Raw genomic sequence first — 14,814 nt, forward strand, 5'->3', positions numbered from 1 at the left:
AAAGTCTGGTTTCGCGCTCGCCAGGCCGCGCAGGCGCACTGGTCTGACCTGCCTTGCCCCGGCCTGTCTCCGCCTCGCCTGCCCTTTCCTTGTTCCCTCAGGAGGGCGATGGCCGGAAGCCAGGGTCGTCCACCTCGCCGGTAGGGAGAACAGAGCTGGGCAGCAGCTTGCCTTTTGGAGTCGGGGGACATACTATTACCCAAGAGAAGGAGCCACAGCCAGAACAAGGGAGGAACCATCATTGAAACTGGCAAGCTTTTCAACGCCTGACAACCCGCGCGTGCGCGTGGGCCTGGTGCTCAACGACGAGATTGTCGATGCCGCGCAAGGAGCGCGCGCCCTTGGTTTCAGCGTCCCTGATCAGATGCAAGCGCTCATCGAGCAGTATGGTCAGGCGGAGCGTGGTCTTCGCGCTCTGCTCGAGCAGGCCCAGCGGGCCAGCGGGCGCTTGAGTGCGATCCCCGCTCTGCAGGGGAGTGGTCTTGTACAGCCGCTCTCTGCCGTCCAGATCACGGCTCCGATCCCTCGCCCGCGCAAAAACATCATGTGCCTGGGACTGAACTACGCCGAGCACGCTCGCGAGTCCGCGGCGGCTCGCGGACGAGAGGCCCAGCTTCCACAGCACCCAGTTATTTTCACCAAGGCCCCGACGACGGTCAATGGGCCTTACGGCGATGTGGTCATCGACCCCGCCGTCTCGACGCAGATCGACTGGGAAGTTGAGCTGGCCGTCATCCTCGGCAGGGGAGGCAAGCACATCCGCGAAGAGGAGGCCCTCAGCTACGTTTTCGGCTATACCGTGCTCAACGATGTCTCAGCCCGCGACCTGCAGGCCCAGCACCAGCAATACTTCCGCGGCAAAAGCATCGACGGCTATTGTCCCATGGGACCCTGGATCGTGACCGCCGATGAGATCCCTGATCCCCAGCGGCTTACCTTGCGCCTGCGTGTCAACGGCGTCACCAAACAAGAGGCCAGCACCGAGCAGATGATCTTCTCTATCCCCCGCATTCTTGCCGTGCTCTCCAACGGCATGACGCTGGAGCCGGGCGATATCATCGCGACCGGCACGCCGAGCGGGGTGGGCTTCGCCCGCACACCGCCCGAGTTCCTGCGCCCCGGCGACATCATGGAAACCGAGATTGTCGAGATCGGCGTGATGAGGAATCGCATCGTTGGGGCATAAGTCCCCTTAAACACGACGAGGCGACGGATCAGACCAATCCGTCACCTCGTCCGGCCAGGGAGAGGGCTATCTATTCTGCTGGCGATCTGCCCTGCTCGACCCGAGCCATTCAAAACGGTCCAGCGAAGCGTTTCAGATCGATGCCTTGCTTGCTTCTCCGCCGCCTGAGCTTACAACGATCGGCAGCCGGGCGCGGGAGCCGACGGCGGCAGGAAAGAGTCAGACCGTGACCTCCTCCTTGATCCAGGACGGCAAGGTCCCCCAGAGGTTCAGGGCGCGAGGGCGGGCATGCCAGAGGCGCGGGGGCGTCGTTACATCCTGATCGTAGTACTGCTCCAGCTCCGCGGACAGCTCGACATGGCAGCCTTCTGGATCGGCAAAGCGTAGGAAGAGATCGTGGCCGGCCCCGTGACGTCCAGGGCCCCAGAGGATAGGCGTCTCGTGCCGGCTGAGATAATCGGCCCAGGCCAGCAGATCGAGGCCGCTATCGATGCGGAAGCCGATGTGATCGACGTCTGGGCGCCCCTGAATCAGCACCAGGGTATGATGATCGGTATTGCAGCGCAGCCAGGCCCACTCACGTAGCAGCCAGTCGGAGATATCGAAGCCGAGCGCCTCGGTATAAAACTCAACCATTGTCTCCAGGTGCGGTGTCTGGAGAGCCAGATGCTGAAGAGCCAGGGGGCGCAGGCGAGCCTGGCGCCGCCCGCTGGCGGCGGCGTACTGAGTAAAAGCCTCATCGGAAGCCACGGCGATCTCGATGCGGTTCCCATCGGGATCACGGAACCAGAGGGTATCGCCGCGCTCGGTATCGCCGTCGCGAGGTTCGAAAGCCAGTTCCACGCCAAGCATATTCAGGCGCGCGGCCAGGGCAGCCAGCTCGGCCTCCGTATCAACCTCGAAGGTCATGTGGTGCAGCCGACTCTGAGGCAGGATAAAGTGACCATCAGCTTTGACGGGACGAAGATCGCGCGTATCGGCAAAGAGAGCCAGGCAATGATGTTCATCGCCCAGAGCGAGAAAGGCGCTGGCCACCTCCACCTCCATCTCCTGCCCATCCGTGCGCACCTCGCTTGAGCGCAGATCGAGGCCCACCACCTGGCGATAGAAGCGGGCCTGGGTCGCCACATCGCCGGACCAGAGGCCCACATGCGCTAAGCGCCTGACTTTCACCTTCTGAATCTGCTGCTCGCTCACAACTGCCTCCAGGGAAGGGAACTGCTGTCGACTGCAACCAACGCTACCGCGGGAACCGCTCGCTGGCTGATCTGGAGCTTGGGGATCAGCCAGCCGGCCAATGGTCTCTTTTTCTGGGGAATCATACCCAGTGTGAGCGAGCCAGGTCAACAGGTCTCCCCCAAAGGTCATAGCTTTTCGCCCTCGTCCTTCTGATCGCTGTCTTGTGCAGCAGCGGGATAGGTGGGCGGCGGGGTCTCAGCCAGATCCTTAGCCTGGAGGCCGTCGCAGGGTCGCGTCTCAGGCATCTCAATCTCGCGCGGAGAAACCTCGAGGGACCTGGAAGACTGAGCCTGCTCACTGCCTTCCAGAGGCTCGTCCTCAGCCTTGGAGCGAACCGCCACGCGGGGAAAATCGGTCGTAGAGGGAGAAGATCCAATCAGGGAAGCAGAGCCAGGCCTGTCTGGCTGGCCAGCGGAAGAGCAGGGTAGTTCGTCCGGCAAGGGAGAGCCAGCGGCCCCAGCGGGAAAACCGCGCTGCCCCCACTCGGAGCCAGTTCCGACACCTGTTGCAGGAGGCCAGGGGACCTCAGTGAGGGCCGGCTCCAGCTCCCCGCGCGAGAGATCGAAGGTCTCTAAGACCCGCACGAGCGAGGGCGGATCGGGCATTGGGGTCTCGGGCGCTCCCGGCTGACCAGGCAGACTCTTCCAGGGCAGCCCGAAGGAAGAGGAGGCAGGCAGGGCGGCATCCATAGACATCTGCGGCGGGAGGGGCGCAGAAGGCAGATCGGCAGGCCAGCGCGCTCTGAGCGCGAGCAGCGAGACGGAGAGAGCCAGGGCGGCACCCAGCGGCAGGAACCAGAGATGCCAGAGTACAGCTAGCACCAGCGTTCCCCCGCTCAGCATCGAGGAAGCCACCAGGGCCGTCAGAAAGAGGCGCGGCAGCCACCGCGGTGGCGCCGTACGTGGGGCCAGTGGCTGCCGAGGGCAAACACGGCGCCGCATCAAGCGGGCACGGCGCCGCTGAGCAGCCCGACTGGTCTCAACCAGCCGCCGCGCCGTGGCCGGCCAGAGCGCGCGACTCACCCCCCGAGAGAGGGTGCTCGCGCGCTCAACCAGAATATAGATCTTCTTGTCGCTCTTGCTGTCTTCACTCATCACACATCCACCCCTGTGCAAAGAACAGGGCCACCACCCAGTCCCCCAGAGAGATGACAGCCAGGTTATTCGATCCTGTCGCGATACTGAAGTGCCGGCAGGAAGCCGGTGACACCTCAGTGCCGTCGCGAGGGACACGTATGGAGACAGAGGTACGCACCCCACTACACATCATCCCTCGCTATATACGATGATACGCCGGGCACCAAAGGGAGATACTGGCCGGACGGTATTTCACAGCAGTCCATCGCACATGTACTGTACGAGAACGCTGCACCACAACCAACAACAACCCCACCGCAGCGGGAGACCCCCTCACGGGCGGTCCTCAGCCTGGCCCTCCCCGAGGCGGGCGGCATCGTCACCCCACCACCACATAGCTACCCCCTGCCGGCCTGCCTGCCTTCGCACGCACCCGACAGGCGGAGGCAACCCGCCCCGAGTCGGACCACGCTTCCCGCACCGTCCGCGCCATAGCTGCAGCCCGACGGCACCGTATACAGCAGCGCCGCGGCGGCACGCTTCGGTCCGCGCGTTGGCCGATTCGCTCGCTCCCTCGCTCGTCCCTCTACGCACCGCCGGCGACGCGCCACCACCGAGAGGCCAGAAGAGGCTACGCTTCCGGGCACCAGCCGCAGCGAAAGCCAGCCCCTACACGCGCACGCTCCACCTCTAGACCTCTCCGCGTCTGCTCGTGCCCGCGCATTGGCACTTCACTACCGCGACAGGAACACTCTCTTGTGCACCTGCCTTGCAGCGAGTAAGTAAGAAGGAGCACGCTCCTTCTCTCATACCACCCCCGCTTCTTCAGCTTCAAACGAGCTTCGATCTGAGATCACGCTTTTATTGTACCTCCTCCCGCTTCCCTGGCGGTTACGATCAGATGGAATTTGAGTTGAGAAACAAAAGTGTGTATTGCATATTTCTTAACTTTCTGATAGATTAACATACATAATGTAAATTTTGTATGTTAAGATGTTTAAGCGCACAGTCATGGAAGACCCGTTAAAGAGATCGGCCAGACCAGTCTGCTCATCCCAGGCCACGGGGCCAGCCGGCCAGACAGACAGGTGGCGCTGGGTCAGAGTCTCAGAATCAAGGAAGCGGCTCGTGGGCGGCTGTCAGGAGAGGAGGCAGAGGCACAGCAGGACCTCTCGATCCAGATGGCCAAAGTCGAGGCTCAGGACCAGGAGAGTGGTGCGATGCCCCAATAGAGGCCAGCGGGCGGGCAGAGAGCGCTGGCGAGAAGAAGAACTACGGGAGAAGGGTAGGAGCAGCGCGAGGAGGGCCAGATCAGGCACCAGGGTTGTGATCCTGTCGCCACTCGAGGCCGCCCCGCCTTCTTCGGGGGGAGCAGGGGCGGGCACGAGGGCCGGCATCCAGAAGGCCTGAGCAAAGATAGCTCCAACCCTGGCCCCTCTTCGGAGGGTGAAGAGGCTGGCGGTGTCGCCTTCCAGGGAGGCCGGATGGCGCCCGCCTCGGACTACGGCAATCCAGCCGGCCAGACCAGGCCAGGCAGGTAAGCAGGCAGGTAGGTCACTGACCCACCCGCTCACCCACTATGACGATGGCTGCTCGCGCTCAACTTCCACCTGGAGCGGTCCCTGCAGACCCTCGGCGGAAGGCCCATAGTAGGGCGGGTCCCACTCAAACGTAATTTTCTGGCGCTTGATCGGGACGGCAGCCTGCAGCTTATCCCAGCGGTCCTCGCGGGTCATCGTGATCTCAACATGCTGCTCATCGACCTCCAGGCGCTCGGAGATCACCCGCAGCAGATCGGCCTTGATCTGCTCCAGCAGCTCGGGGTTCACCTTCACCCGGTCCTGGATCAGGACCACCTTCAGGCGTTCCTTCGCCAGCTCGCCCGGCCTGGGCCGCTTGCGACTGGCCATAAAATCAAGCATACTCATGCACCATCGCCTCCTTCATCAGGACGGCCAGGACCGTGTGCGCTTCCCGATCGCAGCGGGGCCAAAGCCCACCAGGCGGCGCAAACGCTCCATCAGCGTTGGCGCCTCCACCAGTTCCTCAAGGGGGATCTCCTCACCCAGAATGCGCAGCGCAGCATTCATGAATGCCTGACCGGCACGCGAGCGCTTATCGTAGACGACTGGCTCACCCTTATTGGTGGCCACAATAATCAACTCATCTTCGGGAACGATTCCCAGTAAATCGATGCCAAGCACTTCCAACACATCCGCCACATCCATCATATCGCCGCGCCTCACCATATCGGGGCGCAGACGGTTGAGAATCAAGCGCGGCTCGGGCTTGCCCGCCGCCTCGACCAGCCCGATGATGCGATCGGCATCGCGCACCGAGGCCATCTCGGGATTGGTCACAATAATGATCTCGTCGGCGCCCACAATGGCGTTGCGAAAGCCCTGCTCGATCCCGGCAGGCGAATCGATAAGGACAAACTCGAATTCCTGGCGCAGCTGCTGGCAGAGCTGCACCATCTGCACACTATTGATAGCGTTCTTATCGCGCGTCTGAGCAGCGGGCAACAGATAAAGCTCGGGCAAACGCTTATCCTTAATCAGCGCCTGGCGCAGGCGACACTGTCCCTCGACCACATCGACCAGATCGTAGACGATGCGGTTCTCCAGACCCAGCACTGCATCGAGATTGCGCAGCCCAATATCGGCATCTACAACCACCACCTTCTTTCCCTGCATGGCCAGGGCTGTGCCCAGGTTCGCCGTTGTCGTTGTTTTGCCAACGCCGCCCTTTCCCGAAGTAATCGTGATCACCCGGCTATCCATGCGCATGCTCCCTGTCGATTCGGAAAACACCGTTCTTTGTGCACACCTAGCAAACGATCATTTTTGCCTGCTTTCCTTCCTTCACTATCCTTGCACGCGGCAAGGCGCCTGAAGGTGTACCCTTCGCTCGCCGGGTACACCGCCGCGCACTCCAGGAAGGATCGGTTGCCGCCGGCCCAGCCAGCTCCAGGCTGGCTCAGGCGGCTTTGTAGCTGGCCAGGTGGTCGGCCTTCTCTCCTGCCCTGCGCCGACGCTCGCTACTTACGGGGAGGGCGACCATTGAGCCAGGTTTCAACGACGATCTGGCCCTGGCGAATCGAGGCCACCTCGGGGCGCGGCTGCACCTCCAGCCCTTCTGGCGGGCGAGAGAGCAAGTGAGCGATCCGTAGCTGGACGGGCGCCAGCAGGAGCGCACAGACGAGGGCCTGCTCGTTATCGGGATAGCCGGCATGGACCATACCGCGCAAGACGCCCCAGACGATCACATCGCCACCCGCCACGACTTCCGCCCCAGGATTGACGTCACCCAATACCACAATATTGCTGTGGTGGTGAATGGCCTGACCGGAACGCACCGTCCGCCGCAAAAAGAGCGTATCATCCGACTCACGCGGATCACGCTGACTGGTGGTCAGCCCCAGGTCCACAGTCACAGCCCCTGCTCCTGTCCTCTCATAGGGTGAGTATGCCACATACGGCGTGGTCGCGCTATACGCAGCCCCTCCGTTGCTCCCCAGTCCCCCCATGCGCATGCCGGCCACCTGCTCCAGTGAAGCGATCGACATCCGATAATGTGCCAGCAAGTTTTCCAGCTGGACGCGCTCACTGGCGTGAAGCACCCGCTGGCGGGTATCAACCGTCAGGGTGGCCCCCCGAAAAAAGTCGGGAGCTTCCGCCAGCCTCTCGGCCAGAGCCTGCAACAGCTCCGCAAAGGGCGTATCCGGCTCCAGCGTCAGGAGCAGACCGTGGCGTGTCCCCTTGATGGCAATCTGCCCCGACGCAGACGGCTTCTCCTCTCGTCGCTCCGCTTCGCCCCCCACCAGCCAGGACGGGCCTTCGCCCGTCTTCTTCAACCTTTCGCGCCCACCCGTCGGGGGCTGCTCGGCAGGACCCTGGGCACTCATTTCGTTAGCTGCTTTCTTTATCTCGGCTTCTTCTCTTCTCATTCATGCAGGAGCCTTGATACTCTTCCCTGCTTCACCCTTTACTTTTTCTTCTTCTAAACCTGCTTCCTTTTCACGATGGCCGCCCGCTGCCGAACCGGCCATCTGCCACAAAGAACCACCTTCTGACGCTATCAGGTTACAGTATAAACGCCAGAGCAACAAAACGCAATAGGAGCAGCTTCTTTGCCTCTCTTTGGCAGCCGGCGTTTCTCTCTGGTTCAGACGATGGCGCCCACTTCACTCCTCTCGCCCTCCAGGGGAGAGCCATCCGGATGGGGCAGCGCTATTACTTCATTCCTATCTGCAGATAAAGGGCTAGACCTTGATCCTCAGCTCATCTATTATAGTGAGTGTACCTTCTCCGCTTTTCCATCCGTGGGTCCAGGATAGGGGAAGTGCAGCCAGCAACTTGAGACTTCTTTTGATCGAAGGCCGGGAGTCCCTTCTTTGCCGAGAGCAGCTGTGCTTGGTCCAGCTCTCTATTTGTATGCTTCCATCTCCTTGCCTCTCGGCAAGGTCAGGACAACCAGGCAGCTACTGCCAGCCAGCGGCCAGTCACGGCAACAGTCACAGCAAGTTGACTGACCGGGCGATCTCTCCTCCCGCCGGGACCAGGATGGGCTGCTCTGCTAGCGGCTCTGTTTCAGTCCTGGAGTCCTTGCTTTCTTCCTGGCTGGGGACGATCTGAGTGTTCAGGAGTTCATCACGATGGCTTTCGAAGCTTTGCAGCGTCTGGATCAGCAAAAGGGCGATCTCCCCTCTCAAAGTTATGTCCCACGAACGATGCCCCAGGCCCTCGGCTTGTTCGATATGACGATGATCTTTATGATGATCATGCTCTTCATCAACAACCCAGTCAGTACGATAGGGGCTGGACCCGCCGCCTTCACGTACTGGTTGTTGGGAGCAGCGGTCTTCTTTATCCCCTGTGTGATTGGGGTGGCTCAACTCGGTGTCCTTTATCCCCACGAAGGTTCAACCTATGTCTGGACTCACCGCGCTCTGGGGAATTTCTGGGGCTTCTTCGCCAGCCTGATTTTCTGGATGCCCGGCCTGCTGGCAATGGTGGCAAGCCTGAGTATTGGCATCACCTTTATCCAGGGCCTGAACGCTTCCTGGTTGACTCAGCCCTGGCAGCAGGGCCTGCTCTGTATCGCCTTGTTGATCGTCTCGGCCGTGCTCGCCTTGCAGCCGATGAGTACGCTGCGCCTGGTGGTGAATGTGATCACTCTTCTGACTTACGCGGTGGTGGTCTTGCTCGGTGGTGCGGCCCTGATCTGGCTGGCAACTGGTCATGCTACGGCCACCCCCTTCAACGATCTCCATTCCTGGGGGATCAATCCCTCCAATTTTGTGCTCTACGGTAGCGTGGTTCTGGCCTACCTCGGCGCCGATGTCTCGATGATTCTGGGCGGCGAGATGGCCAGCGAGCGGATCGCCGCCCGCCATGTCTCCTGGGGCGCCTTCTTCGTGATCCTGAGCTACCTGGTAATTACCTTTGCTCTCCTGGCCGTTCTCGGCCCCGACGCCGCCAGCCAGGGACCTTTCGCCGTGATTAGTGTGATCGACCACGTCTTCGGCAAGTTCCTGGGGAATGTGGCCGCAGTCTGTGTTATCGCCTATTTCCCGGTCTTCACCACCGTGTTGAATGTGGCCTTCGCTCGCCTGCTGATGGTGGCCAGTATCGACCGCTTCCTGCCGCTGGGACTGAGCCGCTTGAACCGCAACCGCCAGCCTTCCAACGCTATTGTCTTTCAGACGGTGGTGGCCTGCCTGTGCGCCGCGCTGATCTTCCTGCTGCCTTATTTGTTGCCCCTGGGACAGCCGAGCGACCTGGCCGCGGTGGTCTTTACGGTGACGCTCTCGGTGCTCACCCTGGTCTGGGCTTTTTCTTCAATCTTTATCTTTGTCGATCTGGCGGTCTTCTATTTCCGCCAGCGCGAGCGCTTTCTGCGCTTGCTGGTGGTGCCACTCCCGGTGTTGTGGCTCTGCATTATCATCGCGCCCCTTGCCTGTTTGATGGCCATGATTGTAACATTATTGTACTCGCCGATTCCTCAACAGATCGGCAACGGCCAGTGGTGGTACATTGTGGGCGGCTTGACGGTGATCTGCCTGGTAGCCTGCGGCATCGCCAGTATGTTTGCCATTAGCCAGGCCGCCTGGCAGGACCAGAGCTTTGAGGCATGAATGGTGTGGGCCTTCTGCCGCTCCAGGGTGCCGGAGCGGCTGCCTTCCTCTCTCGCGCCTGTGGCTTACTGGCTGGCCGGCGGAGCGCAACTGTCTGGTCCGGCTCGTTCTGCGCGGGACCGCGATCCGCCCGTTGCGCTCCGCGATAAGTGCCGCGCTGCTGCCCTGTCCCGGTGGGGCAAGAGCCGCTCTTGTATTTGAGCAGCCGCTCGCTGCGCTGCTCACCGATGGCTATTTTGTTATTTGTAAAGGAGTGGATCGCCATGACGCTTAAGTCTAGCGCACCTACCGAGGAGCAGAGCAATCTGCGATCCGGGACGATCGGCTTACCCGGTGTGCTCTTCCAATCGATCACGACGATGGCGCCGGCTTCCGCGGTCTCTTTTAGTCTGAGTGCCGCCGTGCCCTTTGCGGGGGCCGCTCTCCCCCTGGCGGTGACGATCACGCTGGTGGTCAGTGTGTTGATCGCTCTGAATATCGGGGAGTTGGCGCGCCATTTGCCCTCGGCTGGCGGCTTCTTTACTTATATCAGCCGCTCGCTCGGTTCCGTGCCCGGCTGGGTGACCGGCTGGATCTTCGACCTGGCCTATCTGTTGATTGTGCCTCTGCAATTGCTGGTCCTGGGACCGGTCGCGGACTCGATCGTGTCGCTAGGCCCCTACGGCTGGGCTATCTGGAGTGTGATCTTCGCGCTGGTGATTTTCGCCCTGACCTATTTCGGCATTAAGGTCTCTGCCGATGTGGGTGTGGTCTTGGGCTGCCTCGAGATCGGGGTCTTTTTGCTGCTGGCGATCTGGCTGGTTGTGACCGCCGGCGGCAATAATACGCCGGCAACCTTTAATCCGGCCTCCAGCGCACAGTCGGGCTTCGGCGGCTGGCAGGGCGTGCTGCTGGGCATGATCTTTACGGTTCTGGCCTTTGCCGGCTACGAGTCGTCGGCCCCTCTGGCCGAGGAAACTCGCAATCCGCGCCGCACGGTGCCTTTGGCTATTGTGCTGGCGGCCCTCCTTATCGGTCTTTTCTATGTCTTCTGCGCCTATGCGGCGGTGGTCGGTTGGGGACCAGCGAAGATCGCTTCTTATGTGAGCGATCCAAATCCCTGGGGCACGATGGCCCAGCGCGTCTGGGGCGGCTTCAGCATCATTGTGAATCTGGCAATCCTCAATAGCGCGCTGGCCAATTCGAATGCTGGAGTGAACGCGGTTTCGCGCGTGCTCTACGCGATGGGCCGTGTGCGCGCTCTGCCGGGAGGGCTGGCCCACCTGAACAGGTTCGCTTCTCCCGACGTGGCCATTATCTTTACGATGGTGGTGGGCATCGTGCTCACGCTGGCGCTCGGCCTGGCTTTTGGGACGACGACGGCTTTCGCTCTGATCGGCACGATTATCGTGCTGCCGATTATCCTGGTCTATCTGGCGACCTGCGTGGCGGTGCCAGTCTTCTACCTGCGCGAGCACTCCGAAGAGTTCAATGTCTTCCGCCATATCCTGCTTCCGCTCGTCCCGGCAGTGATCCTGCTGATCGTGCTCTGGTCACAGGCAACGCAGCAGTATGAAGCTCCGCTAACGTGGGCTTTCCCGCTGGCGTTGCTCTGGCTGGTGATCGGGATCATCATCGCTTTGATTCTGCGCTTCCGCGCACCGGAAGTGCTGAGCCGGAGCAGCCAGGTGTATGTGGAGGGCGAGTAAGTCCTCAGACAGTAGACGAGAGGCGGGCCGTTCCGGTCCCGCCTCTCTTTTTATTTCGCTTATTGCATTATCGGCGCTCCTCGGTGGCTGGGCTGGGACGAGCCACGCTTGAGCTTGCTTTCAACGCCGCTGCTCTTTACAATAGCGGCCAGAGATTCTTTTTCCGGGAGATGTCCGGCCGATGAGTTCTTCTTTGCTCCCCGCCGATTTTTTGCGCTTTCCGACAGAGCGTGAGCTTGTGCTGCGCGCTCAGGAAACGCTGGTGGGGGTGATTCCCGAGATTTGCCTGGTTTCGCACTTTCAGGTTGGGTCCTGGGAGGTGCTCTATCGCCCTCTTGCGACTGGCAATGTCCGCCGCTGGGGTCTGCCGCTGATGATCCCGAATTTTTCGCGCCTCCGCAATGGGCTGTTCCTGGAGAAGGGGACGTCCTTGCCGATCCACGGTTTCGGACGCCTGCTTCCCTGGAGCCTGTTGGCCGCGGACGAGCATCAGGTCGAGTTGCAGCTGGAGAGCAGCGAGACCACTCGGGCCTGCTACCCTTACGAGTTTACTTTCAGGGTGACGGTGACGGTGGCGCCCGGCGCCCTGACCTATAAGCTGGCGATGGAGAATCGCGGCGTGGAGACGATGCCGATTGCGCCCGGCTTCCATCCATATTTCGCGGTGGCTCAGGCTGCCAAGCCCCGCCTGCAGGTGGTCGGTTTGCCCGGCTTTGAAGCCAACAGGATTGATTGGGAGCACCAGCCTCCGGATACTCCCTATCCCTTTACTGGCGAGGTGACGATCTCTTTTCCCGAGCGGGGGATGCTGACTATCGCGGAAGTGCCCCAGGCTGGCCGCTATGCGCTGCATAATATGCAGGTATGGACAGAGCTGCCTGCCCGCCCCGACCACGCTTTTGTCTGCTTCGAGCCAACGGTTGGCAGCGAGGATGCCCTTAACCGGCCCGGCGATCGCCTGGAGATTGCTCCGGGGACGACGACCTCGATTGTGCTGCAGCTGCGCGCGCAGGTACAGCCTTAATGAGCTGCCAGGTAGTTGGCGGTTGGGCCGCCGACGCGACGCATCGAGGTTGTCGCCTGCCCCCACTATCCTCGCTGCCGCTAGCTGGTTCTTGCCGCTGGAATCAGGCTGCCGGTTTGCGTGCACGAATGAGGGCGCTCAGCCAGCGGCCTTGCAGACGCTGGCGTTCTTCTTCGTCAAGGAAGGCCGGCCAGTCCCAGTCTCCGGCAGCTAGCTCAATGGTAATATCGCTGAAGCCAGTCGCCGCCAGGAGCTTGCGGTAGATCGCTGTGCTGAGAGAACCGGTCAGGCAGGCGGCCCAGGCCTGTGGCTCACGACGGAGCAGATCCGACGGCTCCCCTTCGAGGACTGTATCGGCTATGGCCAGTCTGCCGCCAGGTTTGAGCACCCGGTAGGCCTCTCGCAGGGCGCGCTCTTTGTCTGGCACGAGGTTGATGGCGCAGTTGGAGATGATGACATCGATAGTGGCCTCGGCTAAGGGCAGCTCTTCAATGAGTCCTCGGAGAAGACGCACGTTGTCCAGGTTGAGCTGCCTGCGGTAGGCCTCAGCCCGCTCGAGGGCGGCTTCGTTCATGTCAAGACCGTAGACGATCCCCCCAGGCTGGACCTGCTGAGCTGCCAGCAGCAGGTCGAGGCCAACACCACAGCCCAGATCAAGTACGCTTTCTCCCGCCTTTAACTCCGCCTGTTCAAGCGGATTGCCACAGCAACAGGCGCCTGCAAGTAGCTCCTCCGGCAGGACCCTGAGCTGCTCTGGTCTGTAGCACGTGCACTGGCTACGGCCCAGTCCCTGATGCCTCCTCTCACAATAACGAGCCTGAGCAGAGAGCGAGAGGTTTTCCTGATAGTAGCGGCAGATAAAGGATCGTAGCGCTTCTTCTGTCGAGAAGGGGAATTCAGCCATGTTGGGAGCCTCCTATCTGACTAATCTCTGGCAGGCAGGCAGACAGACAGACCGCCAACGGTCGCGAAGCGAAGCGGCCTGCTCACAACCGATCTCTGCCTGCCGGGTGTGTTGCTCATCGCCAGTCTCGGGAAGAGAGACGGGCCTCCTACGAAAAGGACGCAGTCCCCGCGCCCGGCCCGCGCCAGGCTATCGAGCTGGGGGCGAAGAAGGAGAGGAGGTCAGCGCCCAGACAACGGCGACGAGGGGAGCATCGCGGGGCAGGAAGGAGGAACAGAGCATTGTTGGCTGGCTTCCGGAGCGACACAGCATGGGGCCAGGGGCCGATAGCCGATCACCCGTCCCAGGCGGTCAAATTCGAATCGGCAGCAGGCTTGCAAGAGCTGACGAAGCCGCTCGCGCGCACGCTGGACGCGCGATTTAGCTCCGGAGAAGGAGAGTCCCAGGCGCTGGGCCAGCTCGCGCTGTGAGAGGCCCTCATATTCCGTGAGCACGAGGGCTTCCTGGTAGGCCACGGGCAGCCTGCTGATGAGAATGGGCAACGAGCGCTTGATGGCCGCTCGGGCGGCCTCGCACTCCTGCTCTGCTTCAGCAGAGGGCGCCAGGGAGCCTGCTTCCGTCCCTTGTTCCAGAGGCACAAAGGCCCGGCGCCGACGATAGTAATCACAGACCAGGTGATGGGCAATGCGGTAGGCCCACCGCTCTAGCTTCTGGCAGGTACGCAGCCGCTCGCGATGTTGATGAATCCGCAGAAAGACTTCCTGTAGAAGGTCGTCAACGCTCTCGTCGTCGGGTAGGCGGCGGCGGAGAAAGGCGCGCAGCGGCTCATGAAGGGCCACCCAGACATCTTCAGTGGCAATGGACATGACGGCCGACCTCTCTTCTTTCAGATCTTTCTCTACTAAGACGCCGCTTCCTTCTAAAGGACGCAGCCGCCGGGAAGGGACCGGCTCCGATATCTCAGCGGGAGCAGGATCGGCTGCCGGGCCAGGGCAAGCTGGGCCACGAGATAAAGAAAAAGAAAATGAAGAAGGGCGGATCTTCCTGCCCTCCAGTCTGGCTAGGACAGCCGGTAGAGCATGGCACAGGCTGTCTGGGGACAGGCATCCCGCCACTCTTCGGAAGCGTGCAGGGCTATCGGCACTTCGTCACGGGCAATCGGCTGAAATCCCAAACGAGCAAAGAAGGCTTCGGCTCCTGTGGTCAGAAGATAGACCTCCTTCAAGCCCAGGGCCTGGGCCTCCAGTAGCACTGTTCGAACAAGCTGGCTGCCCACACCTCGCTGGCGCCAGGCAGATGCCACTGCGACCGAGCGCAGCAAGGCTCGCCGGCCATAGCGCTCCAGGCCAGCACAGGCAAGCGGTGTTTCTCCCTTCCAGGCCAGCCAGGCCCGCCAGAGGTCGCGCTCCAGTCCTGCAAGCGGAAGCTGGCTTTCTTGCACAAGGCGCTGGATAATCGCTCGCTGCTCAGCGGTGGCCGGGATAATCCGTATATCTGTTGCTTCGATAGTCATTTGTGCACTCCTCCAGATCGCTCTTATCCTGTTCACCGGGCCGGG

Annotated in this window: 12 protein-coding genes; 4 read left to right on the forward strand and 8 right to left on the reverse strand. The window is 61.5% G+C overall.

The window, feature by feature from the left end:
- Window positions 1-241 precede the first annotated feature (241 nt).
- Window positions 242-1,186 (forward strand): fumarylacetoacetate hydrolase family protein, encoded by a 945-nt coding sequence (locus tag ACFMO7_RS00065; protein ID WP_376793496.1) that lies wholly within the window; start codon window positions 242-244, stop codon window positions 1,184-1,186.
- A gap of 219 nt (window positions 1,187-1,405) precedes the next feature.
- On the opposite strand, the gene ACFMO7_RS00070 is transcribed toward ACFMO7_RS00065, so the two are convergent.
- From ACFMO7_RS00070 to minC, 5 genes are all read right to left on the reverse strand, one after another.
- Window positions 1,406-2,383: a VOC family protein gene (locus ACFMO7_RS00070; protein ID WP_376793497.1), complete on the reverse strand. Its 978-nt coding sequence runs from the start codon at window positions 2,381-2,383 to the stop codon at window positions 1,406-1,408.
- 167 nt (window positions 2,384-2,550) lie between these two features.
- The gene (locus ACFMO7_RS00075) at window positions 2,551-3,519 is read right to left on the reverse strand and encodes a hypothetical protein (RefSeq protein WP_376793498.1); all 969 of its coding nucleotides are present in this window, start codon (window positions 3,517-3,519) and stop codon (window positions 2,551-2,553) included.
- A 1,559-nt stretch (window positions 3,520-5,078) separates the two neighbouring features.
- Window positions 5,079-5,429, reverse strand: a complete 351-nt coding sequence (minE, locus tag ACFMO7_RS00080) for a cell division topological specificity factor MinE (RefSeq protein ID WP_376793499.1) — start codon at window positions 5,427-5,429, stop codon at window positions 5,079-5,081.
- 18 nt (window positions 5,430-5,447) lie between these two features.
- A complete protein-coding gene (minD, locus tag ACFMO7_RS00085; protein ID WP_376793528.1) occupies window positions 5,448-6,284 on the reverse strand; it encodes a septum site-determining protein MinD in 837 nt (278 codons plus the stop codon).
- 257 nt (window positions 6,285-6,541) lie between these two features.
- Window positions 6,542-7,408 (reverse strand): septum site-determining protein MinC, encoded by an 867-nt coding sequence (gene minC, locus ACFMO7_RS00090; protein WP_376793500.1) that lies wholly within the window; start codon window positions 7,406-7,408, stop codon window positions 6,542-6,544.
- A gap of 750 nt (window positions 7,409-8,158) precedes the next feature.
- On the opposite strand from minC, the gene ACFMO7_RS00095 reads away from it, so the two are divergent.
- The 3 genes from ACFMO7_RS00095 to ACFMO7_RS00105 all read left to right on the forward strand — a co-directional run bounded on the left by ACFMO7_RS00095 (window position 8,159) and on the right by ACFMO7_RS00105 (window position 12,352).
- A complete protein-coding gene (locus ACFMO7_RS00095) occupies window positions 8,159-9,640 on the forward strand; it encodes an APC family permease (protein ID WP_376793501.1) in 1,482 nt (493 codons plus the stop codon).
- A 263-nt stretch (window positions 9,641-9,903) separates the two neighbouring features.
- Entirely contained in the window at window positions 9,904-11,328 is a 1,425-nt protein-coding gene (locus tag ACFMO7_RS00100) for an APC family permease (protein ID WP_376793502.1), read from the forward strand.
- Window positions 11,329-11,509: 181 nt separating this feature from the next.
- Entirely contained in the window at window positions 11,510-12,352 is an 843-nt protein-coding gene (locus ACFMO7_RS00105) for a hypothetical protein (protein ID WP_376793503.1), read from the forward strand.
- A gap of 103 nt (window positions 12,353-12,455) precedes the next feature.
- Here ACFMO7_RS00105 and ACFMO7_RS00110 read toward each other — a convergent pair whose 3' ends face one another.
- From ACFMO7_RS00110 to arsN2, 3 genes are all read right to left on the reverse strand, one after another.
- Complete coding sequence (locus ACFMO7_RS00110) at window positions 12,456-13,256, reverse strand: methyltransferase domain-containing protein (RefSeq protein WP_376793504.1); 801 nt, start codon at window positions 13,254-13,256, stop codon at window positions 12,456-12,458.
- A gap of 221 nt (window positions 13,257-13,477) precedes the next feature.
- On the reverse strand, window positions 13,478-14,122 hold the full coding sequence (sigZ, locus tag ACFMO7_RS00115) for an RNA polymerase sigma factor SigZ (RefSeq protein WP_376793505.1): 645 nt from the start codon (window positions 14,120-14,122) through the stop codon (window positions 13,478-13,480).
- Window positions 14,123-14,316: 194 nt separating this feature from the next.
- Window positions 14,317-14,769 carry an arsenic resistance N-acetyltransferase ArsN2 gene (arsN2, locus tag ACFMO7_RS00120; protein ID WP_376793506.1) on the reverse strand — a complete coding sequence of 151 codons (453 nt, stop codon included), beginning with the start codon at window positions 14,767-14,769 and terminating at the stop codon, window positions 14,317-14,319.
- Between the last annotated feature and the right edge of the window lie 45 nt (window positions 14,770-14,814).

The organism is Thermogemmatispora sp. (assembly GCF_042408735.1).
Taxonomy (GTDB): domain Bacteria; phylum Chloroflexota; class Ktedonobacteria; order Ktedonobacterales; family Ktedonobacteraceae; genus Thermogemmatispora.

Bases quoted from the DNA above. Each gene is read 5' to 3' on its own strand.
- ACFMO7_RS00075 (WP_376793498.1), bottom strand. From the start codon at position 3,519: ATGAGTGAAGACAGCAAGAGCGACAAGAAGATCTATATTCTGGTTGAG.
- minE (WP_376793499.1), bottom strand. From the start codon at position 5,429: ATGAGTATGCTTGATTTTATGGCCAGTCGCAAGCGGCCCAGGCCGGGC.
- minD (WP_376793528.1), bottom strand. From the start codon at position 6,284: ATGGATAGCCGGGTGATCACGATTACTTCGGGAAAGGGCGGCGTTGGC.
- minC (WP_376793500.1), bottom strand. From the start codon at position 7,408: ATGAGTGCCCAGGGTCCTGCCGAGCAGCCCCCGACGGGTGGGCGCGAA.
- ACFMO7_RS00095 (WP_376793501.1), top strand. From the start codon at position 8,159: ATGGCTTTCGAAGCTTTGCAGCGTCTGGATCAGCAAAAGGGCGATCTC.
- ACFMO7_RS00100 (WP_376793502.1), top strand. From the start codon at position 9,904: ATGACGCTTAAGTCTAGCGCACCTACCGAGGAGCAGAGCAATCTGCGA.
- ACFMO7_RS00105 (WP_376793503.1), top strand. From the start codon at position 11,510: ATGAGTTCTTCTTTGCTCCCCGCCGATTTTTTGCGCTTTCCGACAGAG.
- ACFMO7_RS00110 (WP_376793504.1), bottom strand. From the start codon at position 13,256: ATGGCTGAATTCCCCTTCTCGACAGAAGAAGCGCTACGATCCTTTATC.
- sigZ (WP_376793505.1), bottom strand. From the start codon at position 14,122: ATGTCCATTGCCACTGAAGATGTCTGGGTGGCCCTTCATGAGCCGCTG.
- arsN2 (WP_376793506.1), bottom strand. From the start codon at position 14,769: ATGACTATCGAAGCAACAGATATACGGATTATCCCGGCCACCGCTGAG.